Source organism: Nocardioides sp. IC4_145, from assembly GCF_011250565.1.
Classification (GTDB): Bacteria; Actinomycetota; Actinomycetes; order Propionibacteriales; family Nocardioidaceae; genus Nocardioides.
This window is the reverse complement of sequence record NZ_JAANMS010000051.1, coordinates 1-21165: the sequence shown is the minus strand read 5'-3', so window position 1 is coordinate 21165 and position 21165 is coordinate 1. Positions and strand designations below refer to the sequence as shown.

At 74.2% G+C, this 21165-nt stretch carries 21 protein-coding genes; 9 read left to right on the top strand and 12 right to left on the bottom strand.

The window, feature by feature from the left end; all coding sequences use genetic code 11:
- Window positions 1–1629 (top strand): L-glutamate gamma-semialdehyde dehydrogenase, encoded by a 1629-nt coding sequence (gene pruA, locus G6553_RS17975; RefSeq protein ID WP_166196015.1) that lies wholly within the window; start codon window positions 1–3, stop codon window positions 1627–1629.
- Between the two features lie 3 nt (window positions 1630–1632).
- On the top strand, window positions 1633–1782 hold the full coding sequence (locus G6553_RS17970; RefSeq protein WP_166196013.1) for a hypothetical protein: 150 nt from the start codon (window positions 1633–1635) through the stop codon (window positions 1780–1782).
- A 28-nt stretch (window positions 1783–1810) separates the two neighbouring features.
- On the opposite strand, the gene G6553_RS17965 is transcribed toward G6553_RS17970, so the two are convergent.
- The 3 genes from G6553_RS17965 to G6553_RS17955 form a co-directional block, all read right to left on the bottom strand.
- Window positions 1811–2053: a hypothetical protein gene (locus tag G6553_RS17965; RefSeq protein ID WP_166196011.1), complete on the bottom strand. Its 243-nt coding sequence runs from the start codon at window positions 2051–2053 to the stop codon at window positions 1811–1813.
- Between the two features lie 124 nt (window positions 2054–2177).
- Window positions 2178–2672 (bottom strand): DUF2505 domain-containing protein, encoded by a 495-nt coding sequence (locus G6553_RS17960; RefSeq protein WP_166196009.1) that lies wholly within the window; start codon window positions 2670–2672, stop codon window positions 2178–2180.
- Window positions 2673–3152, bottom strand: a complete 480-nt coding sequence (locus tag G6553_RS17955; protein WP_166196007.1) for a DUF2505 domain-containing protein — start codon at window positions 3150–3152, stop codon at window positions 2673–2675.
- 76 nt (window positions 3153–3228) lie between these two features.
- Between G6553_RS17955 and G6553_RS17950 the strand changes: the two genes are divergently transcribed.
- Genes G6553_RS17950 through G6553_RS17940 form a run of 3 tightly spaced genes read left to right on the top strand, consistent with a single transcriptional unit; the run spans window position 3229 to window position 9480 of the window.
- Window positions 3229–8133, top strand: a complete 4905-nt coding sequence (locus tag G6553_RS17950; RefSeq protein WP_347565794.1) for an NAD-glutamate dehydrogenase — start codon at window positions 3229–3231, stop codon at window positions 8131–8133.
- A gap of 43 nt (window positions 8134–8176) precedes the next feature.
- Complete coding sequence (locus G6553_RS17945) at window positions 8177–8731, top strand: hypothetical protein (protein ID WP_166196003.1); 555 nt, start codon at window positions 8177–8179, stop codon at window positions 8729–8731.
- The gene (locus G6553_RS17940; protein ID WP_166196001.1) at window positions 8728–9480 is read left to right on the top strand and encodes a glycosyltransferase family A protein; all 753 of its coding nucleotides are present in this window, start codon (window positions 8728–8730) and stop codon (window positions 9478–9480) included. Before G6553_RS17945 ends, G6553_RS17940 begins: the two co-directional genes overlap by 4 nt.
- A 107-nt stretch (window positions 9481–9587) precedes the next feature.
- On the opposite strand, the gene G6553_RS17935 is transcribed toward G6553_RS17940, so the two are convergent.
- The 7 genes from G6553_RS17935 to idi are packed head-to-tail and all read right to left on the bottom strand — an operon-like array spanning window position 9588 to window position 15287.
- The gene (locus tag G6553_RS17935; RefSeq protein ID WP_207619966.1) at window positions 9588–10493 is read right to left on the bottom strand and encodes a prenyltransferase; all 906 of its coding nucleotides are present in this window, start codon (window positions 10491–10493) and stop codon (window positions 9588–9590) included.
- A 2-nt stretch (window positions 10494–10495) separates the two neighbouring features.
- Window positions 10496–10804 carry a lycopene cyclase gene (locus G6553_RS17930; RefSeq protein ID WP_166195997.1) on the bottom strand — a complete coding sequence of 103 codons (309 nt, stop codon included), beginning with the start codon at window positions 10802–10804 and terminating at the stop codon, window positions 10496–10498.
- Complete coding sequence (locus G6553_RS17925) at window positions 10801–11157, bottom strand: lycopene cyclase domain-containing protein (protein WP_166195995.1); 357 nt, start codon at window positions 11155–11157, stop codon at window positions 10801–10803. The genes G6553_RS17930 and G6553_RS17925 overlap by 4 nt, the downstream gene beginning before the upstream one ends.
- The gene (gene crtI / locus G6553_RS17920; RefSeq protein ID WP_166195993.1) at window positions 11154–12731 is read right to left on the bottom strand and encodes a phytoene desaturase family protein; all 1578 of its coding nucleotides are present in this window, start codon (window positions 12729–12731) and stop codon (window positions 11154–11156) included. The genes G6553_RS17925 and crtI overlap by 4 nt, the downstream gene beginning before the upstream one ends.
- A complete protein-coding gene (locus tag G6553_RS17915; protein ID WP_207619965.1) occupies window positions 12728–13678 on the bottom strand; it encodes a squalene/phytoene synthase family protein in 951 nt (316 codons plus the stop codon). Before G6553_RS17915 ends, crtI begins: the two co-directional genes overlap by 4 nt.
- Entirely contained in the window at window positions 13675–14733 is a 1059-nt protein-coding gene (locus G6553_RS17910) for a polyprenyl synthetase family protein (protein WP_166195991.1), read from the bottom strand. The genes G6553_RS17915 and G6553_RS17910 overlap by 4 nt, the downstream gene beginning before the upstream one ends.
- Entirely contained in the window at window positions 14730–15287 is a 558-nt protein-coding gene (gene idi, locus G6553_RS17905) for an isopentenyl-diphosphate Delta-isomerase (protein ID WP_347565793.1), read from the bottom strand. The genes G6553_RS17910 and idi overlap by 4 nt, the downstream gene beginning before the upstream one ends.
- Window positions 15288–15526: 239 nt before the next feature.
- Between idi and G6553_RS17900 the strand changes: the two genes are divergently transcribed.
- From G6553_RS17900 to G6553_RS17885, 4 genes are read left to right on the top strand one after another with little or no spacing between them, the layout of a single operon-like run.
- Window positions 15527–16951: an amidase gene (locus tag G6553_RS17900; protein ID WP_166195987.1), complete on the top strand. Its 1425-nt coding sequence runs from the start codon at window positions 15527–15529 to the stop codon at window positions 16949–16951.
- Window positions 16948–17850, top strand: a complete 903-nt coding sequence (locus G6553_RS17895) for an ABC transporter ATP-binding protein (RefSeq protein WP_166195985.1) — start codon at window positions 16948–16950, stop codon at window positions 17848–17850. The genes G6553_RS17900 and G6553_RS17895 overlap by 4 nt, the downstream gene beginning before the upstream one ends.
- Entirely contained in the window at window positions 17847–18917 is a 1071-nt protein-coding gene (locus G6553_RS17890; protein ID WP_166195983.1) for an ABC transporter permease, read from the top strand. Before G6553_RS17895 ends, G6553_RS17890 begins: the two co-directional genes overlap by 4 nt.
- Window positions 18914–19771 (top strand): SDR family NAD(P)-dependent oxidoreductase, encoded by an 858-nt coding sequence (locus G6553_RS17885; RefSeq protein WP_166195981.1) that lies wholly within the window; start codon window positions 18914–18916, stop codon window positions 19769–19771. Before G6553_RS17890 ends, G6553_RS17885 begins: the two co-directional genes overlap by 4 nt.
- A gap of 161 nt (window positions 19772–19932) precedes the next feature.
- On the opposite strand, the gene G6553_RS17880 is transcribed toward G6553_RS17885, so the two are convergent.
- On the bottom strand, window positions 19933–20229 hold the full coding sequence (locus G6553_RS17880) for a hypothetical protein (RefSeq protein WP_207619963.1): 297 nt from the start codon (window positions 20227–20229) through the stop codon (window positions 19933–19935).
- A 247-nt stretch (window positions 20230–20476) separates the two neighbouring features.
- Window positions 20477–21165 (bottom strand): hypothetical protein (locus G6553_RS17875; protein ID WP_207619962.1); only part of this gene is annotated, 689 nt, incomplete at its 5' end.

Here is a 21165-nt window from a genome sequence, read left to right as displayed (position 1 = left end):
ATGGACGCCACGACCACCCCGCCGGCTCCCACCAACGAGCCGAACCTGACCTACGCGCCGGGCACCGCCGAGCGCGACGCGCTGCTCGCGGAGATCGCGGTCCTCGAGAAGGACCGTCCCGAGCTGCCCGCCCGGATCGGAGGCGACTGGCGTCTCGGCGGCGGCCCCGAGATCGAGGTCGTCCAGCCCCACGACCACCAGCACGTGCTCGCCGTGACCCGCGGCAGCACGACCGCGGACGCGGAGGCCGCGGTCGAGGCGGCCCGGGTGGCCTCGCCGGGCTGGCGGGACCTGCCGTTCGACGAGCGCGCGGCGGTGCTGCTGCGGGCGGCCGACCTGCTCGCCGGCCCGTGGCGCCAGCGCCTCAACGCGGCCACCATGCTCGGGCAGTCGAAGACGGCGTACCAGGCGGAGATCGACGCGGCCTGCGAGCTGATCGACTTCTGGCGGTTCAACGTCCACTACGCCGCGCAGATCATGCGCGAGCAGCCGATCGCCAACAGCCCCGGCGTGTGGAACCGCACCGACCACCGCCCGCTCGAGGGCTTCGTCTACGCGATCACGCCGTTCAACTTCACCGCGATCGCGGGCAACCTCCCGACCGCGCCCGCGCTGATGGGCAACACCGTGGTCTGGAAGCCGTCGCCGACCCAGCAGCTCGCCGCGTCGCTGACCATGCAGCTGCTCGAGGAGGCCGGCCTGCCGCCGGGCGTCATCAACATGCTCCCCGGCGACGGGCTCGACGTCTCGCAGGTCGCCCTGGCGCACCCCGACCTGGCCGGGATCCACTTCACCGGCTCCACGCCGACGTTCCAGCACCTGTGGCGCACGGTCGGGGAGAACATCGGGTCCTACCGCGCCTACCCGCGCCTGGTCGGCGAGACCGGCGGCAAGGACTTCGTGCTCGCCCACCCGTCGGCGGACCCCGACGTCGTGCGGACCGCGCTGATCCGCGGTGCCTTCGAGTTCCAGGGCCAGAAGTGCTCCGCCGCGTCGAGGGCGTACGTCGCCCGCTCGGTGTGGGAGGCGATGCGCGACGACCTGCTCGCCGAGGTCGAGGCGATCCGGGTGGGCGACGTCCGCGACCTGACCAACTTCATGGGCGCCGTCATCGACGAGCGCGCCTTCGCCAAGCACCGGGCCGCGATCGAGCGCGCGCAGGCCACCGACGGCCTCGACGTGCTGGTCGGCGGGCAGACCGACGACTCGGTGGGTTGGTTCGTCCGGCCGACGGTCGTCGAGGGCGGCGACCCGACCGACGAGATGTTCAGGACGGAGTACTTCGGCCCGATCCTGGCCGTCCACGTCTACGAGGACGGTGACTTCGAGAAGGTCGCGCGGCAGATGGAGTCGTTCGCGCCCTACGCCCTGACCGGCGCGGTCATCGCGCGCGACCGCCGCGCGATCGCGTGGGCGAGCGAGGAGCTGCGCTTCGCGGCCGGCAACTTCTACGTCAACGACAAGCCGACCGGTGCCGTCGTGGGCCAGCAGCCCTTCGGCGGCGGGCGCGCGTCGGGCACCAACGACAAGGCCGGCGCGGCAATCAACCTGCTGCGGTGGACCTCGCCGCGCTCGATCAAGGAGACCTTCGTGCCGGCGACCGACTACCGCTACCCGTTCATGGGCTGAGCGGTGGTCCCTCTCCACCTGGGCGCCCTCCACCCGATGGAGCAGGCGCTCACCCTCGTGCTGGCCTTCGGGCCGTTCCTCGTCCTCGGCGTCGTCATCGTGCTGCGGCGGCGCCAGGAGGAGGACGAGGGCGAGGACGAGGTCGAGGGCTGACGGCGGGGCACGCCGGCGACGGCGAGGGTCAGTCCAGCAGGCCACCGAGGTCGGTGGCCGGCAGCGGCGGGCCGTCGATGCCGACGGTCACGCACACGAGGTCGGTGAGCTCGGCCGACCGCGCGGCGAGCTGCTGGTCCAGGCAGTACCGCTGGCCCTCGAGCCGGTCGACGACGAGGTCGTTCACGACGGCGAACGCCGGGACGACCATCAGCGAGAGCAGGGCGCGGGCGAGCATGCCCCACCAACGACCCGGGCGCGGCGGGGTCACCGAAGCTTGAACCTGGTCCGGACCGGCACCTACCACGGGAATCCCTCGCATACCGGGGCAGATCTGCCGTGGGATGCGAGGGGGTCCCCGGTGAACCGGGGACCCCTGCAGCCCGCCGGCCCCCTCAGCGGGCGAGGTACTCCCGACCGACGGTGTTCTCGACGCGGAGCGACTTGAGCAGCATGTCGGCGACCAGGGACTCGATCTTGCCGGCGACGAGCGGGATGCGGACGGTGATGGTCAGCTCGACGTGCTCGGTGGTGCGGCCGCCCTCCTCGACGAGGCGCACGGTGCCGGACATCTCGCCGGGCTTGCCGGGGATGGTGACGTGCACGTCGCACGCGGTCGGCGAGGTCCAGGTCTCCTCCTGGATGATCTCGATCTCGTCGCCGACCAGCTTCTTGGCGAACGACGGGATGCCCGCGGCGGTCTGCCACTGCTGGATCCGCACCCGGGCCCCGGAGGTCACGTCGCCGCCGTCGCCCTCGACGGTCACGTCGTGGCGCAGCACGCCGGACCGGTCGGCGACCTCCTCGCGGAACGACGCGTCGGTGAGCATCGCGTAGACCGCGCTCGCCGGCGCGTCGTAGGTGAGGTCGTGGGTGATCTGCTTGGCCATTCAGGCCCCCTTCAGGTAGGCCGCGCCGACACCCTGCTCGGCGTCGAGGCCGGCGACGATCTTCTCGGACATGAGCTTCTCCAGCTTGCCCCCGACCAGCGGCACCTTGACCTTCACGTCCAGCTCGACCACCTCGCGGGTGCCCGACCCCTCGGGGCGGAGCGTGACGGTCCCGGTGACGGTCGTGGGCTTGCCGGGTGCCTCGATGCGCACCGTGCCCGAGGTGGAGTCGGACCATTCCTCGTGCTGCACCGCGCGGGTCGTCTCGCCGGCGAAGGCCCGCGCGAAGGACGGCAGGTCGTCGGTGCGCTGCTCCTGGTCGACGGTCAGCGTGAAGCCGGTGCCGGTCCGCTCGAGGGTCACCTCGGCGGAGACGACCCCCATCGCGTTGCACACCGCCTCGCGGAACGCGGGGTCGGCGAGCATCGCGAAGACGGCCTGCGGCGGCGCGTCGTACACCAGGTCGTGGCGGAGCCTCATGACGCCATCCTGCCCGGTCGGCCGGAGACCCCGGCCGCGTTTGAGGCGCAGGTCACGACGCCCTAGGGTCATCGAGGTGTCAAGGGCGACGCAGGACCGGGACAAGGCCGAGCTGATCGGCAGGGCGATCGAGGTGGCCAGGTCGGGCCGCGGGAGCGGCGGGCCGCCGCACGAGACGGTCGACGCGCTGCTGCGGGGCTACTACCGCCACGTCGCCCCGGAGGACCTGCTGGACCGCACCGAGGTCGACGTGTACGGCGCCCTCGCGTCCCACCACCGGCTCGCGGCGGACCGGCCGCAGGGCCGCGCCGCCGTGCGCGTCACGACGCCGACCCTCGCCGAGCACGGCTGGTCGGCGGGCGGGCACTCGGTGGTGGAGGTCGTGGTCGACGACATGCCGTTCCTCGTCGACTCGCTGACGATGGAGCTCTCCCGGCAGCTGCGCGACGTGCACGTGGTGGTGCACCCGCTCTTCGACGTGGTCCGCGACATCACCGGCGCGCTGAAGTCGGTCACCCCGGTCGAGGACGGCTCGAAGGATCCCGTCGACGGCGCGGTCCGCGAGTCGTGGATGCACGTCGAGATCGACCGGGTCGCCGACGACGAGGACGTCCCGGCGCTCGAGGACGACATCCAGCGCGTGCTGGGCGACGTCCGCGAGGCGGTCGAGGACTGGGCGAAGATGCACGCCCGGGTCCGCGAGATCGTCGCCGGCCTGGAGCAGGACCCGCCGCCGCTGGACCCCGAGGAGGTCCGGCAGGCCCGCGAGCTGCTGACCTGGCTGGCCGACGAGCACTTCACGTTCCTCGGCTACCGGGAGTACCACCTCGAGGAACGCGACGGCCACGACCACCTGCGTGCCGATCCGGGCACCGGCCTGGGCATCCTGCGCTTCGACCCGCCGCAGTCCGAGGACTCCGGGCGGCTGCCCGAGAAGGTCAGCGCCAAGGCCCGGGAGAAGACGCTGCTGGTGCTGGCGAAGGCCAACTCTCGCGCCACGGTGCACCGGCCGGCGTACCTCGACTACGTGGGCGTGAAGACGTTCGACGCGGCCGGCGAGGTGGTGGGCGAGCGGCGCTTCCTCGGGCTGTTCTCCAGCGCGGCGTACACCGAGTCGCTCATGCGGATCCCGCTGGTGCGCGAGAAGGCGGCCGCGGTGCTGGCCCGCTCGGGCTTCGACCCGCGCAGCCACGCCGGCAAGGCGCTGCTCAACACCCTGGAGACCTACCCGCGCGACGAGCTCTTCCACACCCCGGTCGACGAGCTCGCGCCGGTCGCCGAGGCGGCGATGCAGGCGCGGGAACGCCGAGCCGTGCGGGTCTTCGCCCGGCCGGACACCTACGGGCGCTACGTCTCGGTGCTGGCCTACCTCCCGCGCGACCGCTACAACACGGCGGTGCGCGAGCGGTTCGCGGCCATCCTGCTCGACCAGCTGGCGGGGGAGTCGGTCGAGTTCACCGTCCGCATCGACGAGTCGACCACCGCGCGCGTGCACTTCGTCGTGCACCTGCCGAAGGGCGCAGCCGGCAGCGACGTCGGCCCGGACACCGGCGACCTCGAGCGGCGGTTCAGCGAGGCCAGCCGCAGCTGGCGCGACGACTTCACGGCCGCGGTGCTGGCCGAGCACGGGGAGGAGGCCGGCACGGCGTTGGCGCGGCGCTACGTCGACGCGTTCCCGGCGGCGTACCAGGAGGACTTCTCCGCCCGCACCGCCGCCATCGACCTCGGCCGGCTGGAGGCGATCCCCGGCGCCGAGGGCATCGACCTCGCGCTGCACGAGGAGCTCGACGCCGGCCGCGGGGAGGTGCGGCTGAAGGTCTACCGGATCGGCGAGCCGCTCTCGCTCTCCACCGTGCTGCCGATGCTGTCCTCGCTCGGCGTCGAGGTGGTCGACGAGCGGCCCTACGAGCTGAGCGGCCTGCCCCGGCCGTCCTACGTCTACGAGTTCGGGCTGCGCCACGGCGGCGACCTGCCGGCGCACGCCCGCGAGCTGGTGCAGGACGCGCTGCGGGCGGTGTGGGACGGCTACAGCGAGACCGACGGGTTCAACGCCCTGGTGCTCGCCGCCGGGCTGACCTGGCGGCAGGCGTCGGTGCTGCGCGCCTACGCCCGCTACATGCGGCAGGGCGGCTCGCCGTTCGCCCTCAGCTCGATCGCCGCCGCGCTGGCCGGCAACGTCGACCTCACCCGCCTGCTGGTCGAGCTGTTCGAGACACGGTTCGACCCGGCGTACGACGACTCCGCTGACGGCGCCACGAGCGCCGGCACGGACCGTGCCGCGCGCCAGGAGGAGCTGCGCGGCGAGGTGCTGCGGGCGCTCGACGACGTGGTCAGCCTCGACCACGACCGCATCCTGCGCTCCTACCTGACCCACCTCGAGGCGACGCTGCGCACGAACTACTTCCGGCCCGAGGACGACGCCCCGGGCGGCGCGCCGCGGCGGTACCTCTCCTTCAAGCTCGACCCCTCGCGGATCCCCGACCTGCCGGCGCCGCGGCCGCGGTTCGAGATCTTCGTGCACTCGCCCCGCGTCGAGGGCGTGCACCTGCGCTTCGGCTCCGTGGCGCGCGGCGGCCTGCGGTGGTCCGATCGGCGCGACGACTTCCGCACCGAGGTGCTCGGCCTGGTCAAGGCGCAGATGGTCAAGAACACCGTGATCGTGCCGGTCGGCGCGAAGGGCGGGTTCTACTGCAAGCAGCTGCCCGACGCCGGCGACCGCGAGGCGTGGCTGGCCGAGGGCAAGGAGTGCTACCGCACGTTCATCCGCGGCCTGCTCGACGTCACCGACAACCTCGTCGACGGCGAGACGGTGCCGGCGCCGCACGTGGTGCGCCACGACGGCGACGACACCTACCTGGTGGTCGCGGCGGACAAGGGGACGGCGACGTTCTCCGACATCGCCAACGGCGTGGCTCAGGACTACGGCTTCTGGCTCGGCGACGCCTTCGCCAGCGGCGGGTCGGTCGGCTACGACCACAAGGCGATGGGCATCACCGCCCGCGGCGCCTGGGTCTCGGTGCAGCGGCACTTCCGCGAGCGCGGGATCGACTGCCAGGCCGAGGACTTCACCGCCGTCGGGATCGGCGACATGTCCGGCGACGTCTTCGGCAACGGGATGCTCCGCTCGGAGCACACCCGGCTCGTGGCGGCCTTCGACCACCGCGACGTCTTCCTCGACCCCGACCCGGACGCCGCGGCGTCGTACGCCGAGCGGAGCCGGCTCTTCGAGCTGCCCCGCTCGAGCTGGCAGGACTACGACAGGTCGGTGGTCTCCGAGGGCGGCGGCGTGTGGTCGCGCTCGGCGAAGTCCGTCCCGGTCTCGGAGCAGGTGCGCCGCGTGCTCGGCCTGCCCGACGACGTCGAGCGACTGACGCCCAACGAGCTGATCCGGGCGATCCTGTGCGCGCCGGTGGACCTGCTGTGGAACGGCGGCATCGGCACCTACGTCAAGGCCTCCGACGAGCCGCACTCGGCCGCCGGCGACAAGGCCAACGACGCGATCCGGGTCGACGGGCGCGACCTGCGCGCGCGGTGCGTCGGGGAGGGCGGCAACCTCGGGCTGACCCAGGCGGGGCGGATCGAGTACGCCCGGTTCGGCGTCGACGGCGACGGCGGCCGGATCAACACCGACTTCATCGACAACTCCGCCGGCGTGGACACCTCCGACCACGAGGTCAACATCAAGATCCTGCTCGACCGGGTCGTGCGCGACGGCGACCTCACGACCAAGCAGCGCAACGCGGTGCTCGCCGAGATGACCGACGAGGTCGCGGAGCTGGTGCTCCGCGACAACTACGAGCAGAACCTCGCGCTCGCCAACGCCGCCGCCCACGCGCCCTCGCTGCTGCACGTCCACGAGGAGTGGATGCGCCGGCTCGAGGACGAGGGCGTGCTGCAGCGCGAGGTCGAGGGGCTGCCCTCGCGCGCGGAGGTGCGCCGTCGGCTCGAGCGGCACGAGGGCCTCACCGTCCCCGAGCTCTCGGTGCTGCTGTCGTGGACGAAGATCGTGCTGGCCGACCGGCTGCTCGCCTCGGACCTGCCCGACGACCCGTACCTCGACCACGACCTGCGCGCGTACTTCCCGCAGCCGGTCCGCGAGGGCTTCGCCGCCCAGGTCGAGACCCACCCGCTGCGCCGCGAGATCATCGTGACCCAGGTGGTCAACGACCTGGTCAACGGCGCCGGCATGACGTTCGTGCCCCGGCTGGCCGGCGAGACCGGGGCGGACGTCGCCGACCTGACCCGCGCCAACTTCGTGGCCCGCGAGGTCTTCGCGTCGCTGCCGCTGCGCCTGGAGCTGCAGGGCTACGACAACCGCATCGACGCCGCCGTCCAGACCCGGATGCGGATCGAGATGCGCACGCTGGTGGAGCGGGCCACCCGGTGGCTGGTCGCGCACCGACGGCCGCCGCTGGACAGCCGGGCGACGGTCGACGAGTTCCGCGGGCCGGTGCAGGAGGTGGTCGGCCGGCTGCCCGAGCTGATGACCGGCCGCGAGCTCGCAGCCTGGGAGCAACGCAGGGACCGGCTGGTGCGCGACGGCGTGCCGGAGGACCTGGCCGTCCGCGTGGCGGTGCTGTCCCCGGCGTACGCCGTGCTGGGGATCGTGGAGACCGCGTCCCGCGAGGGGCTCGACGCCGCCGACGTGGCGCGGGTGCACTTCACCCTCGGCGAGCGGCTCGGCCTGCCGGCGGTCGTCCAGCGGATCGTCGCGCTGCCGCGGCACGACCGCTGGCAGACGATGGCCCGCGCAGCGCTGCGCGAGGACCTCCACTCGGTCCACGCCCAGCTCACCGCGCAGGTGCTGCGGTCCACCGCAGCCGACGACTCCGCACCCGCGCGGGTCGCCGCCTGGGAGGACGCCGACGGCACCGTCGTCGGTCGCGCCGCCGCGACGCTCGAGGAGATCTGCGTCGACGAGGCCGCCGACCTCGCCCGGCTCTCCGTCGGCCTGCGCGTCGTGCGGGGGCTGCTCACCTGAGGCGGGCCCCCGGCGGTCGGCTCGCCCCTCTAGGCTCGCCGGCGTGGACAGGCTGGTGGCGGCGGACGCGGTGCGGGTGGCCGCGCTGGTGAGCCTGCTCGTCGGCCTGCCGGCGTACGGCGGGATCGCGGGGGCGGTGTTCTTCCTCGTGCTCGGCGGGACCGTGGTGCCGCGGGCGTTCTCCGCGCCGGCCGCGCTCGACGCGACGTACTGCCTCACGATCCTGGTGGCGGCCTGGGCCGCGGTGCTCGACTGGTACCTCGCGGTCCCGTGGCTCGACGTCGTCGTGCACGCCGCGGCCACGGGACTGATCGCGGCGCTGGTGCAGTTCGTGCTGGTCCGGGTCGGGATGGCGTCGGCCGCGGAGACCGCGCTGCGCTTCCCCCGGACGGCCGTGGCCGTCCTGACCACCGCGACCGGCACGGCGCTGGCGGTGGTCTGGGAGTTCGGCGAGTGGTACGGGCACACCTTCCTCGACAGCCGGATCCAGGTGGGGTACGACGACACGATCGGTGACCTGGCGGCGGGGATGGTCGGCGCGCTGGTCGCCGGCGTCGCGCTCGGCAGCGGGCTGCTGCTGCGCGGGGCGCGCCGGTGAGCCGCTCCCCACGCCCGCTGCCGACGGTCAGCGTGGTCATCCCGGCCCGCGACGACGCCGTCGCGCTGCGCCGGTGCCTGCAGCTGCTCGCCCGCCAGACGGTCGCCCCGCTCGAGGTGGTCGTGGTCGACAACGGCTCGACCGACGAGACCGCCGCGGTCGCCCGCGAGCTCGGCGCCCGGGTGGTCGAGGAGCCGGCGGTGGGCATCCCGCCCGCGGCGGCCCGCGGCTACGACGAGGCGCGCGGCGACGTGATCGCCCGGCTCGACGCCGACTCCCGGCCCGGCCCGCGCTGGGTCGAGCGGGTGGCCCGCCGGATGAGCGACCCGGGGCTCGACGCCGCCACGGGGATCGGCGCGTTCCACGACCTGCCGTGGGGCGTGCGGCACGTCGCGGCGGCGGCGTACCTCGGCGCCTACTACGTGCTCACCCACCTCGCCCTCGGCCACACCGCCCTGTGGGGCTCGAGCATGGCGCTGCGACGCACGGCGTGGGAGGCCGTCCGCGCCGACGTGCACCGCCACGACCCCGAGCTGCACGACGACATGGACCTCGCCTTCGTGCTCGGCCCGGGCCGGCGGATCCGCCTCGACCCCATGCTCGCCGTCGGCGTCTCCGGCCGCAGCCTGCGCGGGTGGGCCCAGCTGCGCCGCCGGATGGACCGCGCCCGCCGCACCCTCGAGGTCAACTGGGCCGTCTCGCCGCCGTGGCTGCGGTGGCGCGACCGGTTCGCGCGCGGGCGGTCGTGAGGTTCATCGGGGCGCCGATGAACCTGACGGTGCCCGGACGGAATTTCATCGGGGGACCGTGAGGTCCGCCGGGGCCCCGATGAACCTGACGGCCCGCCAAACTGCACTCAGCGCAGCGTGATCCAGAGGAACAGCTGGGTGACGAGGAACCCGGTGAGGTAGTTCAGCCAGAGGAACCGCCGCCAGCCGGCGTTGGCGCCCTCGCAGGTCTCGTCGGTGACGCGGACGAAGGCGGCGACGTTGGCGACGTACGGCAGGACGAGCGCGGCGGCGAGCGTGCCGGGCCAGGGGAGCAGCAGCAGGACGAGGCCGGCGGCGACGTACGCCCCGAGCGCGAACCAGACCGTCCCGCGGGCACCGATGACGGTGCCGACCGAGGCGATGCCGCCGGCGCGGTCGGCGACGACGTCCTGGACGGCGCCGAAGGCGTGCGAGCCGATGCCCCACAGGAAGAAGCCGACGACGGCCGCGACGGTGGTCGTTTCAACGGGCGCGTCGGCCAGCGCGAGGCCGAGCACCGCCGGGCTGACGAAGTGGGTGCTGGAGGTCAGGGAGTCGAGGAACGGGCGCTCCTTGAAGCGCAGCACCGGCGCGGAGTACGCCACGACCGCGAACACGCTCACCGCGAGCACGACGCGCGACAGCCCGTCGCCGACGGCGAGCAGGTAGACCACGAACGGCACGTTCGTCAGCACGGCCAGCGCGATCGTCAGCCGGTGCACCGACCGGTCGAGCACGACGCCCTCGACGCCGCCCTTGCGCGGGTTGCGGATGTCGGACTCGTAGTCGAAGACGTCGTTCACGCCGTACATCAGCAGGTTGTACGGCACGAGGAACCAGAAGGTGCCGAGCACGAGGAGGGTGTCGACACCGCCGCCGGCGAGGAGGTACGCCGCGGCGAAGGGGTAGGCGGTGTTGACCCAGGAGAGCGGGCGGGAGGACGCGAGGACCTGTCCGAGGAGGGGCAGCGGTCCCCGGGGCTCACGGCGGCCGGCGGGCGCGGTGGCGGTCACGGTCATCGATCCTCCTCCTTCGAGAGCAGCAGCCACAGGGCGGGCAGCGCCAGCACCGCGGCGAGTGGCCAGGCGAGGTCCTCGACCGGCGCCTTCCAGAGCAGGAACGCCGGCTCCGCGCCCTCGCCGTACCGGAACAGGTCGGCGAGGATCATCAGGCTGTCGAAGACGACCGTGAGCACGAACAGCGAGAGCGTGGTCAGCGCGGTCGCCGCCCACCAGGTCCGCGAGGGCCGGCGGCGCACGACCGCCACGACGAGCACCACGGCGGAGAGCGCGAGGAAGATCCCGGCGAGGCCGGCGTACGTCATGCCGACTCCCGGTCCCGCTCGGGCGGTGCCGAGGTGGTGCGGGCCAGCACGAGCCGGAAGGCCTGGTGCAGCACCATCGTGAGGTAGCAGAGGAACACGATGAAGAACAGCTCCTCCAGCGGCAGTTCGGGCGCGAGCTCGATACCGGTCATCGCTTCGGACTCGCCGCGGTGGTACATGTCGGCGCCGATCGCGATCAGGTCCCACACCAGGAACACCACGGTGCCGGCGGCCACGACGACCACCGCCCGCCGGGCCACGGAGGGGCGGAAGAGGAACAACCGCCACCGCCGGTCGACCAGACCCATGCAGACGGTCGGGACGATGATCGAGAGCAGGTAGAGGACGCTCACGCGCGCGGCTCCGGGGAGGGCCCCGACGAGCGGTCCTCGCGCAGCCGCTTGAGGACGAGCTCGGCGGAGATCAGGCACATCGGCAGGCCGATGCCGGGGCGCGTGGCGTACCCGGCGTAGAACAGCCCGTCGACCTTGCGCGAGACGTTGCCGGCGCGGAAGAACGCGCTCTGCTTGAGCACGTGCCCGGGGCCGAGCGCACCGCCCTGCCACGAGCCGAGGTCGTCGGCGAAGTCGGCCGGCCCGATGGTGCGGCGGACCTCGACGCGGGCGGCGAGGTCGGGCACGCCGGCCCAGGTGGCGACCTGGTCGATCGCGGCGTCGACGGCCTTCTCGACCGCCGGGTGGCCCGCCCCGGCGGTTCCGCCGTGGCCGATCTCGGGGTCGGCCGGCACCGGGATGAGCACGAAGAGGTTCTCCTTGCCCGCGGGCGCGACGGTGTCGTCGGTGGCGCTGGGGCGGCAGACGTAGATCGACGCCGGGTCCGGCACGCGCCGCGTGCGCCCGAAGACGTCGTCGAAGTTGACCCGCCAGTCGGTGGTGAAGAACAGCGAGTGGTGCGCCAGCTCGGGCAGCTCGCCGTCGACGCCGAGCAGCGCCAGCACCGCGCCGGGGCCGGGGTCGCGCTTCCTCCACCAGCCCTCGGGGTAGGTCTGCAGCGTGCGCGGCAGCAGCCGGGTCTCGAGGTGGTGCAGGTCGGCGGCGCCCACCACCACGTCGGCGTCGAGCCGTTCGCGCGCGCCGTCGCGGTCGACGTACGACACCCCCTCGGCGACGGCACGGCCGCGCGCGGCCGTGCGGGTGCGGATCTCCTCGACGGTGCAGCCGGTGCGGATCCGCACGCCGTGCTGCTCGGCGAGCCGGGCGATCGCCGCGATGAGCGTGGTGAAGCCGCCGCGGGGGTAGAGCACGCCGTCGGCGAGGTCCATCCAGCTCATCAGGTGGTACATGCTCGGCGCGCGCTCCGGCGAGGTGCCCAGGAAGACCGCTGGGTAGCCCAGCACCTGCCGCAGCCGCGGGTCCTCGAACCGGGCGGCGACGTGGCTCTCCAGCGAGCGGGTGAGCAGCCCGGAGAGGCGTGGCCCGTTGCGCAGGATGTTCGCGCTGAGCAGCGACGCCGTCGACTCGAAGCTGGTGTAGAGGAACTGCTGGACGGCGAGGTCGTAGACGTGCCGGGCCGAGTCGAGGTACGCCGACAGCGCAGCGCCGGCGCCGGGTTGCACGGACTCGAAGAGCGCGATGTTGGCGTCGCGGTCCGCGGCGATGTCGAGGTGCTCGTCGCGGCCCTCGAAGAAGACGCGGTAGCCCGGGTCGAGGCGGACCAGGTCGAGCTGCTCGGCCGCGCTCGTGCCGAGCATCGCGAAGAAGTGGTCGAAGACCTCGGGCATGAGGTACCACGACGGGCCGGTGTCGAAGCGGAAGCCGTCGGCCTCCCACGACCCCGCGCGGCCGCCGACCTCGTCGCGCTGCTCGAGCAGGTCGACCGACCAGCCGTCGGCCGCGAGCAGCGCCGCGGTCGCCAGGCCGGTGATGCCGCCGCCGATGACGACGGCCGATCCGGGCGCCCGGCTCATCGGGCGCCCCGCACGAGCGTGCGCGCGACGACGCGGGCCTTGGCCGGGCCGGGCACGCGCACCCGCTCTCGGCGGATCTGCTCGGCGGGGGTCGCGTGCAGGCGCGCGCAGAGCTCGGCGAAGAGCCCGTGGGCGAGCGCCACCGCATTGCGGCAGCCGGACGGCAACTCGCGGATCGCCTGCGCGGCGACGTCGAGGTCCGCCTCGATGTCGGCGAGCAGCAGGTCGCGGGTCCGGTCGTCGAGGCGCGTCGGGTCGAGCCCGGGGAAGTAGTGGCGGCCGAGCTGGCCGTCGTCAGCGGCGAGGTCGCGCAGGAAGTTGACCTTCTGGAACGCCGCGCCGAGGCGCTGGGCGCCCGGCGCGAGCCGCTCGTAGGCCGCGTCGGCGGCGGGCTGGTCGGCGACGAAGGCCCGCAGGCACATCAGGCCGACCACCTCGGCCGAGCCGTAGACGTAGCGGGCGAACGACTCCTCGTCGTGCTCGACGCGGAACAGGTCGGTGCGCATCGAGGCGAAGAACGGGTCGACCAGCGACCGGTCGATCCCGCACCGGCGGGCGGTCCGGCCGAACGCGTGGACCACGAGGTTGGCGCTGTGGCCGGTCTGCATCGCCGTGCGGACGTCGGCCTCCAGCGCGTCGAGCACGCGCGCCTGGTGGGCGCGGGTGCCGTCGGGACGGGGGGCGTCCACGATCTCGTCGGCGACGCGGACCATCGCGTAGACGTTGCGGACGTGGGTGCGGACCGGCTCGGCGAGCAGCCGGGTGGCCAGGCCGAACGAAGTGGAGTAGCGCTTGATCACCACCGCCGCGGCAGCCTCCGCGACCCGGTCGTAGTCGTCGGCCGGGCTGGCACCGGCCGGTCGGCCCGACGCCCGGCCCGACGCCCGGCACGAGGACCGGCCCGACGACCCGTCCCGGTCCCCCGAGGTCGACTCCATCGCGGTCATGCTGCTCCTCGGGTCAGGGTCTCGGACATGTCGCCGACCCAGGCGACGAGCTCGGCGGGGAGGCCGAGCTCGGCGGTCTGCGCGGTCGCGGCGTCGACGTAGCCCGCGGCGAGGTCCTCGACGAAGGCGCGCGAGCCGCCGGCCTCCAGGGCGCGGCGGATCTCGGCGGCGGCGGCCGGCGTGAGGTCGGGGTCGCCGAGGTGCCGGCGGACGACCGGCCACGCGGAAGTCGTGCGGGCGTGGACGACCAGCGGGGTGCGCTTGCCCTCGCGCAGGTCGCCGAGCTCGGACTTGCCGGTGCGCGCGGGGTCGCCGAAGACGCCCTGCACGTCGTCGAGCAGCTGGTAGGCCAGGCCGAGCTGGCGGCCGACCCGGCCGAGCCCGGTGACGACCGCGTCGTCGGCGTCGGCGAGCACGGCGCCGTACTGCAGGGGGAGCTCGAAGGAGTAGACGGCCGTCTTGTGCTCCTCCATCGTCAGCACGTCGGCCAGGGACGGCTCGGCCAGGCCCATCGAGAACCGGACGTCGGCCAGCTCGCCGGCCGCGGAGATGCGCAGGGCGCAGTCGAGCAGGTCGAGCAGCCGGCCGACGGTGACCGGGGGAGCGGGCGCGGTCGCTACGGCGCGGACGGCACCGGCGAGCGCGAGGTCGCCGGTGAGGACGGCCCCGGCGAGCGCGTAGGCGTCGGCGGCCTCGGGCGAGGCGCCCGCGCGCTGGGCGTGCGCGCGGAACGTCCCGGGCGCGCTGGGCCGCCCGCGGCGGGTGTCGTCGCCGTCGATGACGTCGTCGTGGACGACGAAGGCGGTGTGCAGCAGCTCGAGAGCGGCGGCGACGGGAGGTACGGCGTCGGGCCGGCGCCCGCCGAGCAGCCGGTGCACGTTCTCGACCAGGTGCGGGCGGAACTGCTTGCCGCCGACCGTGGCGCAGGTCAGTGCCGCCTGCAGCGCCGACTCGTCCGAGCCGGGCACGGTGTCGGGCGGTGGCGCGAGCTGCTCGTCGAGCGCGCGTCGGACCCAGTCGCCGGTCGGCGCGTCAGGGCGACCGGTCGCGGTCACCGCGTGGCCCTGGCCGTCGCGGCCAACCAGCCGGCCGCGTCGAGCTCGGCGGCCTGCTCGCGCAGCCACGGGCTGAGGGCCCAGGGCGCGGCGGTCAGCGCCGCCTGCAGCTCGCCGAGGCCGAGCCAGTGGCTCTCCTCGACCTCGTCGGGGTTGTGCTGAGGGAGACCCGTGGTGCGCGCGGCGTAGACCGGGCACAGCTCGTTCTCGACCACGCCGTTCGGGTCGACCGCGCGGTAGCGGAACTCCGGCAGCACGCACTCCAGGTCGGTGACCTCGAGGCCCAGCTCGTGCGCGGCGTACCGGTGGACCGCGTCGAGCGGGTCCTCCCCGGGCCGCGGGTGGCCGCAGAAGGAGTTGGTCCACACTCCCGGCCAGGTGCGCTTGGAGACCGCGCGGCGGGTCAGCAGCAGGCGGTCCTCGGCGTCGAGGACGTAGCAGGAGAACGCCAGGTGGAGCGGCGTGTCAGTGGTGTGGACGGTCGCGCGCGGGGCCGTCCCGCACGGGCGGCCGTCGTCGTCGAGAAGCACGACGAGATCAGGGGTCGCGGACACCGTCACCGTCCTCCCTGGTCGTGCAGCTGCGGTGCTGCGGTGCTGCGCGCGCCACATGGCGCACGATCGGTGCGAGCCTCCGTTACCCGGGGGGTATGGCCCCCATGCGTTCGGGTGAGGCGGCTCGGTGGTGCTCCCGGGATGGTTCGGAGCCGCGGGGCCGGCGGTTGGGTGCGGTCTGGACCGGTGCCGTGCCGCCCCGGCGGCGCGGCGGCCGGAGCGCCCCTAGGCTGCGCCGCGTGGACGACCTGACGACGGCCGGGGTGGCCGAGACCGCGCGGCTCACGGCGAGCGGGGAGACCACCGCGCGAGCGGTCGTCGACGCCGCGCTGGCCCGGGTCGCCGCGCGCGACGGGGCGCTGAACGCGGTCTCCCAGCTGGCGGCCGACCGCGCCCGGTCCGATGCGGACCGGCTCGACGCGGCACGCGCCGGTGGCGCCGCGCCCGGCCCGCTCCACGGCGTACCCGTCGTCATCAAGGAGGAGCTCGCGGTCGAGGGCCTCGTCACCACCTTCGGTGGCGAGGCCAACAGCACGCCCGCGGCCGCCGACGCGGAGGTCGTGCGCCGGCTGCGCGCGGCCGGTGCGGTCGTGGTGGCCACGACGACGATGCCGGAGTTCGGCGCCTGGCCCTACACCGAGTCCTCCTCGCGCGGCTACACCCGCAACCCGTGGGACCGGACCCGCACGCCGGGCGGCTCGAGCGGCGGCACGGCGGCGGCGGTCGCGTCCGGGATGGTGCCGGTCGGCATGGGTGGCGACGGTGGCGGCTCGATCCGGATCCCGAGCGCCCACTGCGGGCTCTTCGGCCTGAAGCCGCAACGGGGACGGGTGACCTCGGCGCCGCACGACCACCTGTGGTTCGCGCTCGGCACGGCCGGCCCGCTCGCGCGGTCGGTGCTCGACAGCGCGCTCGTGTACGACGTCGTCCGCGGGCACACCGACGCCGACCGGTGGCAGGCCGGCCCCGCGGAGTCCTTCGCCGACGCCGCGCGACGTGAGCCCGGCCGGCTGCGCATCGGCTGGACCACCAAGCCGGTCACGCTCGGCGTCAGGCCCGATCCGGCCCACGTCCGCGCGGTGCAGGACACCGCCCGGCTGCTGGCCGACCTCGGGCACGACGTCCGGGAGGTCGACCCGAGGTACCCGAACCCCACGGCCGCGTTCGTCCCGCAGTTCTTCGGCGGGATCCGCGCCGAGGCCGCCGTGGTCGAGCACCCGGACCGCCTCGAGCGCCGCACGCGGGAGACCTGCCGGCTCGGCGCGTGGGCGACCCCGAGGGTCCTCGACAAGGCGCTCGCGCTGACCGAGAAGGTCTCGGAGAGGGCCAACCGCGTCTTCGAGCACGTCGACGTGCTGCTCACCCCGGCGGTGGCGCACCGCCCGGCCCCGGTCGGCGTCCTCGACGGCAGGGGCACGGTCCGCTCCGCGCTCGCCGCGATGCCGGCGATCGCCTACGCCGCGCTCTGGAACGTCGCCGGCAACCCCGCCGCCGCCGTCCCGTGCGGGCCCGCCGCCGACGGCCTGCCCGTCGCCGTCCAGCTCGTCGGCCGCACCGACGACGAGACCACCCTGCTCTCGCTGAGCGCCCAGCTCGAGGCCGCCCGCCCGTGGCCGCTCGTCGCGCCGGCGTACGCACCCTCGAGCGGTGCGGGGGTCGCGTGAGCGCCGCGATCGAGGTCGTGGACCTCGCCGTGTCCTACGGCGACGTCCGGGCGGTCGACGGCGTGAGCCTGGAGGTGGCCGAGGGCGAGTTCGTCGGCGTGCTCGGCCCCAACGGTGCCGGCAAGACCACGCTGCTCGAGCTGGTCGAGGGCCTGCGCCGCCCCGACGCGGGCACCGTGCGGGTGCTCGGCCAGCCGGTGTGGCCGCGCGACCCGCGCCTGCTGCCGCGCATCGGGGTGCAGCTCCAGGCCTCGTCCTTCTTCGAGCGGCTGACGGCGCGCGAGCAGATCCACACCTTCGCCTCGTTGTACGGCGTCGCGCCGGCGCGCGGCGACGAGTGGCTCGAGCGGGTGGGGCTCGTCGACAAGGCCGACACCCGCGTCGAGGGGCTCTCCGGCGGCCAGGCGCAGCGGCTGTCCATCGCGTGCGCACTCGTCCACGACCCCGAGCTGGTCTTCCTCGACGAGCCGACCGCGGCGCTCGACCCGCAGGCGCGGCGCAACCTGTGGGACCTGCTCGCGGGGATCAACGACTCCGGCCGCACGGTCGTGCTCACCACGCACTACATGGACGAGGCCGAGGTGCTCTGCGACCGGGTGGCGGTGATGGACGCCGGGCGGGTGCTGAGCATGGACACCCCGGCCGCGCTCGTCCGTGGGCTCGACGCCCCCGCGCGGATCACCGTCGCGCCGGGCCAGCTGCGGCTGGACGAGGCGCGCGGGCTGCCCGGGGTCGCCGACGCCGTGGAGTCGCCGGACGGCGTGGTGCTGGTGACCCGCGACCCCGCCCGGGTGGTCGCCCGCCTCGCCGCGGAGGACCGGCTCGACGGCGTACGCGTCCAGACCGCCACGCTCGAGGACGTCTTCCTCGACCTGACCGGTCGGGAGTACCGCGCATGACCCGCCTCGCGGCCTTCCGTGCCCTCTCGCTCGCCATCGTCCGCGGCTTCCTGCGCGACCGGGCCTCGGTGTTCTTCTCGATGGTCTTCCCGCTGATGTTCCTCGTGCTCTTCGGCGGGCTGCTCGGCAGCCAGGGCCCGTCCGAGGTGCACCTGGTGCAGGTCGGCGAGGTCGCGCTGCTCGACGAGATGGACGCCGACGCCCGCGCCGCGTTCGACGACACCTTCGAGGTGACGCGCTCCGAGGACCTCGCGTACGCGATCGCCGAGGTGCGCCGCGGAGACGCCGACGTCGCGATCGAGATGCACGGCGACACCCTCGTCGCGCACTACACCGAGACCGACCAGGTCAAGGCAGCTGTCACGCAGGGCGCGCTGCGCGCCTTCGTCGACGGCACCAACGTCGCGCAGTCCGGCGAGCCGCCGCGTTTCGCCCTCGAGACCGAGCGGGTCGAGGACGAGTCGCTCGAGACCATCCAGTTCGTCACCCCCGGGCTGCTCGGCTGGGCGGTCGCGATGAGCGCGGCGTTCGGCGCCGCGGCGACGCTGCAGGGCTGGCGGCAGACCAAGCTGCTCCGACGGCTGCAGCTCGCGCCGGTCTCCACGCGCACCATCGTGGCCGCGCGGGTCGCCGTCACCCTCGGCATCGCGCTGGTGCAGATGGCGATCTTCCTCGGGCTCGGCGCAGCCGCCTTCGGGTTGACGCTCACCGGGTCGTGGTGGGCAGCCGTGCCGCTGGTGGTGGTCGGCACGCTGTGCTTCATGGCGATCGGCCTGCTCGCCGGCGCGCTCGCCCGCACCACCGAGGGCGCCGTCAACGCCGCGAACATCGTCGTGCTGCCGATGGCCTTCCTCAGCGGCTCGTTCTTCGACCTGTCCGCGGCGCCGGGATGGCTCCAGGCGATCTCGAACGTGCTGCCGCTCAAGCACCTCAACGAGGGGATGCTCGACGTCATGGTCCGCGGCGAGGGGCCCGCCGCAGTGCTCGTCCCGATGGCCGTCCTCGCCGCCTTCGCGGTCGTCGTCACCCTCGCCGCCGCCCGCATCTTCCGTTGGGAGACCGCATGAGACTGCTGGTGGGGACCCCGCTGCTGCAGACGCCGCTCGCCGTCACCCGTCGCGTGCTGCGCCGGCCCAGTCCGCTCGCGGGCCGCACGGTCCTCGTCACCGGCGCCAGCTCGGGGATCGGCGAGGCCACGGCGTACGCCGTCGCGGAGCGGGGCGCGCAGGTGCTGCTCGTCGCCCGCCGGGCCGAGGAGCTCGAGCGGGTGCGCGCCCGCATCGGCGACGCCGCCACGGCGTACCCCTGCGACCTCACCGACGGTGCCGCCGTCGACGCGCTGGTCGAGCAGGTGCTGGCCGAGCACGACGCCGTCGACTACCTCGTCAACAACGCGGGCCGGTCGATCCGGCGCTCGCTCGCGCTGTCCTACGACCGGTTCCACGACGTCGAGCGGTCGATGGCGATCAACTTCCTCGGGCCGGTGCGGCTGACGCTCGGGCTGCTGCCGGCGATGCGCAAGCAGCGGTTCGGCCACGTCGTCAACGTCGTGACGTGGGGCGTGCAGGTGAAGGCGCCGAAGTTCTCCGCCTACATCGCCTCCAAGACCGCCCTCGACACGTGGAGCCGGATCGCGGGGCGGGAGACGTTCTTCGAGAACGTCACCTTCACCAACATGCGCTTCTCGCTCGTCCAGACCCCGATGACAGCCCCCACCGAGGCGTACGCCGGCCGCGGCGCCACCTCCGAGCAGGCGGCCGCCAAGGTCGTCCGCGCCCTCGAGGACCGACCGCTCACCGTCGGCACGGCCGCCGGCGCGGTCGGCGAGGTCATCAACGTCGTCGCCCCGCGGGCCAGCGACGCCCTGCTCGCCACCCTCGACCGCGCCTTCGCCGACTCCGCCGCTGCGCGCCGCCGCTGACGGTCGCTGTGCTCGGCCCGCTGGCTGGCCGGTCGGTAGCGGAGGCAGGGAAGCGTCAGCATCCCAAGTAAACCTGGGATGCTGACGCTTCTCGGCCATCGCGATGGCCGAGAAGTGGGGGCGGAGGCCGCGGAGTGCTGCGCTTCGGCCGCCCGTCCGGCTCACTGGCCGTAGGAGAACCGGAGGTCGGCGAAGAGCAGCTGGTTGACCCGCTCGCGGAGGTGGCCGACCTTCGCATCTGGCGGCAGGTCGTGAGGGGTGAGGTGGGTGGACCGGAGCCGGGTGGTGTCGCGGGCCGCCGGCTCGACGAGCAGCTCGATCACGTCCTCGGGCCGGTGCGGCCACAGGGTCGACCACAGCACCCGGTGCGGCTCGTCGGCCTCGAGCACCGTCGGCACGACCTCGTCGCTGCGCAGCCCGTCGGCCAACCAGGCACGTGTGCCCCGCTCGTCGGGCACGGCCAGCGATCGCCACACCACCCGGGGCGGCGCCGGGAGGGCCTGGGTGCGGGAGCCGATCTCGTTCAGCGTGGCCCTCCTGCGCGGGCGGTCCGTTGCTGCTTCATCAAGGTGTGCAGCTGAACCACCACTTCCCTCGGTGAGCTGGGCGTGGGGAGTGGCGCTCCACCGAGGTATGCAGCCGAACCGACGCCGTCGTCGGCTTCCCTGCATACCTTGATGAACCGACGCCGCGGCGTCGCCCGGGTCAGGCGACCTGGGCGAGCGCGATCCGACCGGCGGCCTCGGCGGCTGCCAGCAGAAGTGCGCCGCGAGCGGCCTCCAGCGCGGCCGCGGGGCCGGCGTCGTCGACGACGGCGAGCCCGGCGTGCACCACGGCGGTGCGTCCGCCGTCGGCCGACACGCACCCGCCGACCAGGCCGCTCATCCGCCGCCACGCGATGGAGCGCGAGACCCCGGCGAGCACGACGAGCACGTGGTCGTCGGCGACGGTGACGAGCTGGTCGTCCGCCCGGAGCGCGGCGCCCGCGCGGGCGAGCAGGTCGTCGTACGCCGTGGGCCCGCCCCCGCGCACCCGCAGGAGGCACAGGACGTCACCGCGGCGGACCGGCCGGGCGCAGCGCACCAGGTCCGAGCCGGCGTCGGCGGGTCGCTCGGTGGTGTGCCGGGCGGCCGCGACCGTAGCGAGGAGCTGGTCGAGGTGGACGAGCACCGCGACGGGCGCCGTGTCGACGTGCTCCGGGTCGTCGCGCCTGCCCTCGCGGGTCACCACGTCCGCCGGGTGCAGGTCGGCCGCGGCCCGCTGCAGCAGCTCCCGTGCCTCGACCATCCGGCCGCTCGAGGCCATCCGGACCGCCTGTTGGACGGTCGTCCAGGTCGCGAGCAGGTTCGGCTGGACGGGATGAGGCGGGGGGACCTCCATGGGCGGGCCGCTTC

What these genes read in the sequence shown, in the direction of transcription:
- G6553_RS17960 (WP_166196009.1), bottom strand. Translation starts at nt 2,672, where the DNA reads ATGGCCAAGCAGATCACCCACGACCTCACCTACGACGCGCCGGCGAGC.
- G6553_RS17955 (WP_166196007.1), bottom strand. Translation starts at nt 3,152, where the DNA reads ATGAGGCTCCGCCACGACCTGGTGTACGACGCGCCGCCGCAGGCCGTC.
- G6553_RS17890 (WP_166195983.1), top strand. Translation starts at nt 17,847, where the DNA reads ATGACCCGCCTCGCGGCCTTCCGTGCCCTCTCGCTCGCCATCGTCCGC.
- crtI (WP_166195993.1), bottom strand. Translation starts at nt 12,731, where the DNA reads ATGAGCCGGGCGCCCGGATCGGCCGTCGTCATCGGCGGCGGCATCACC.
- G6553_RS17885 (WP_166195981.1), top strand. Translation starts at nt 18,914, where the DNA reads ATGAGACTGCTGGTGGGGACCCCGCTGCTGCAGACGCCGCTCGCCGTC.
- G6553_RS17930 (WP_166195997.1), bottom strand. Translation starts at nt 10,804, where the DNA reads ATGACGTACGCCGGCCTCGCCGGGATCTTCCTCGCGCTCTCCGCCGTG.
- G6553_RS17915 (WP_207619965.1), bottom strand. Translation starts at nt 13,678, where the DNA reads ATGACCGCGATGGAGTCGACCTCGGGGGACCGGGACGGGTCGTCGGGC.
- pruA (WP_166196015.1), top strand. Translation starts at nt 1, where the DNA reads ATGGACGCCACGACCACCCCGCCGGCTCCCACCAACGAGCCGAACCTG.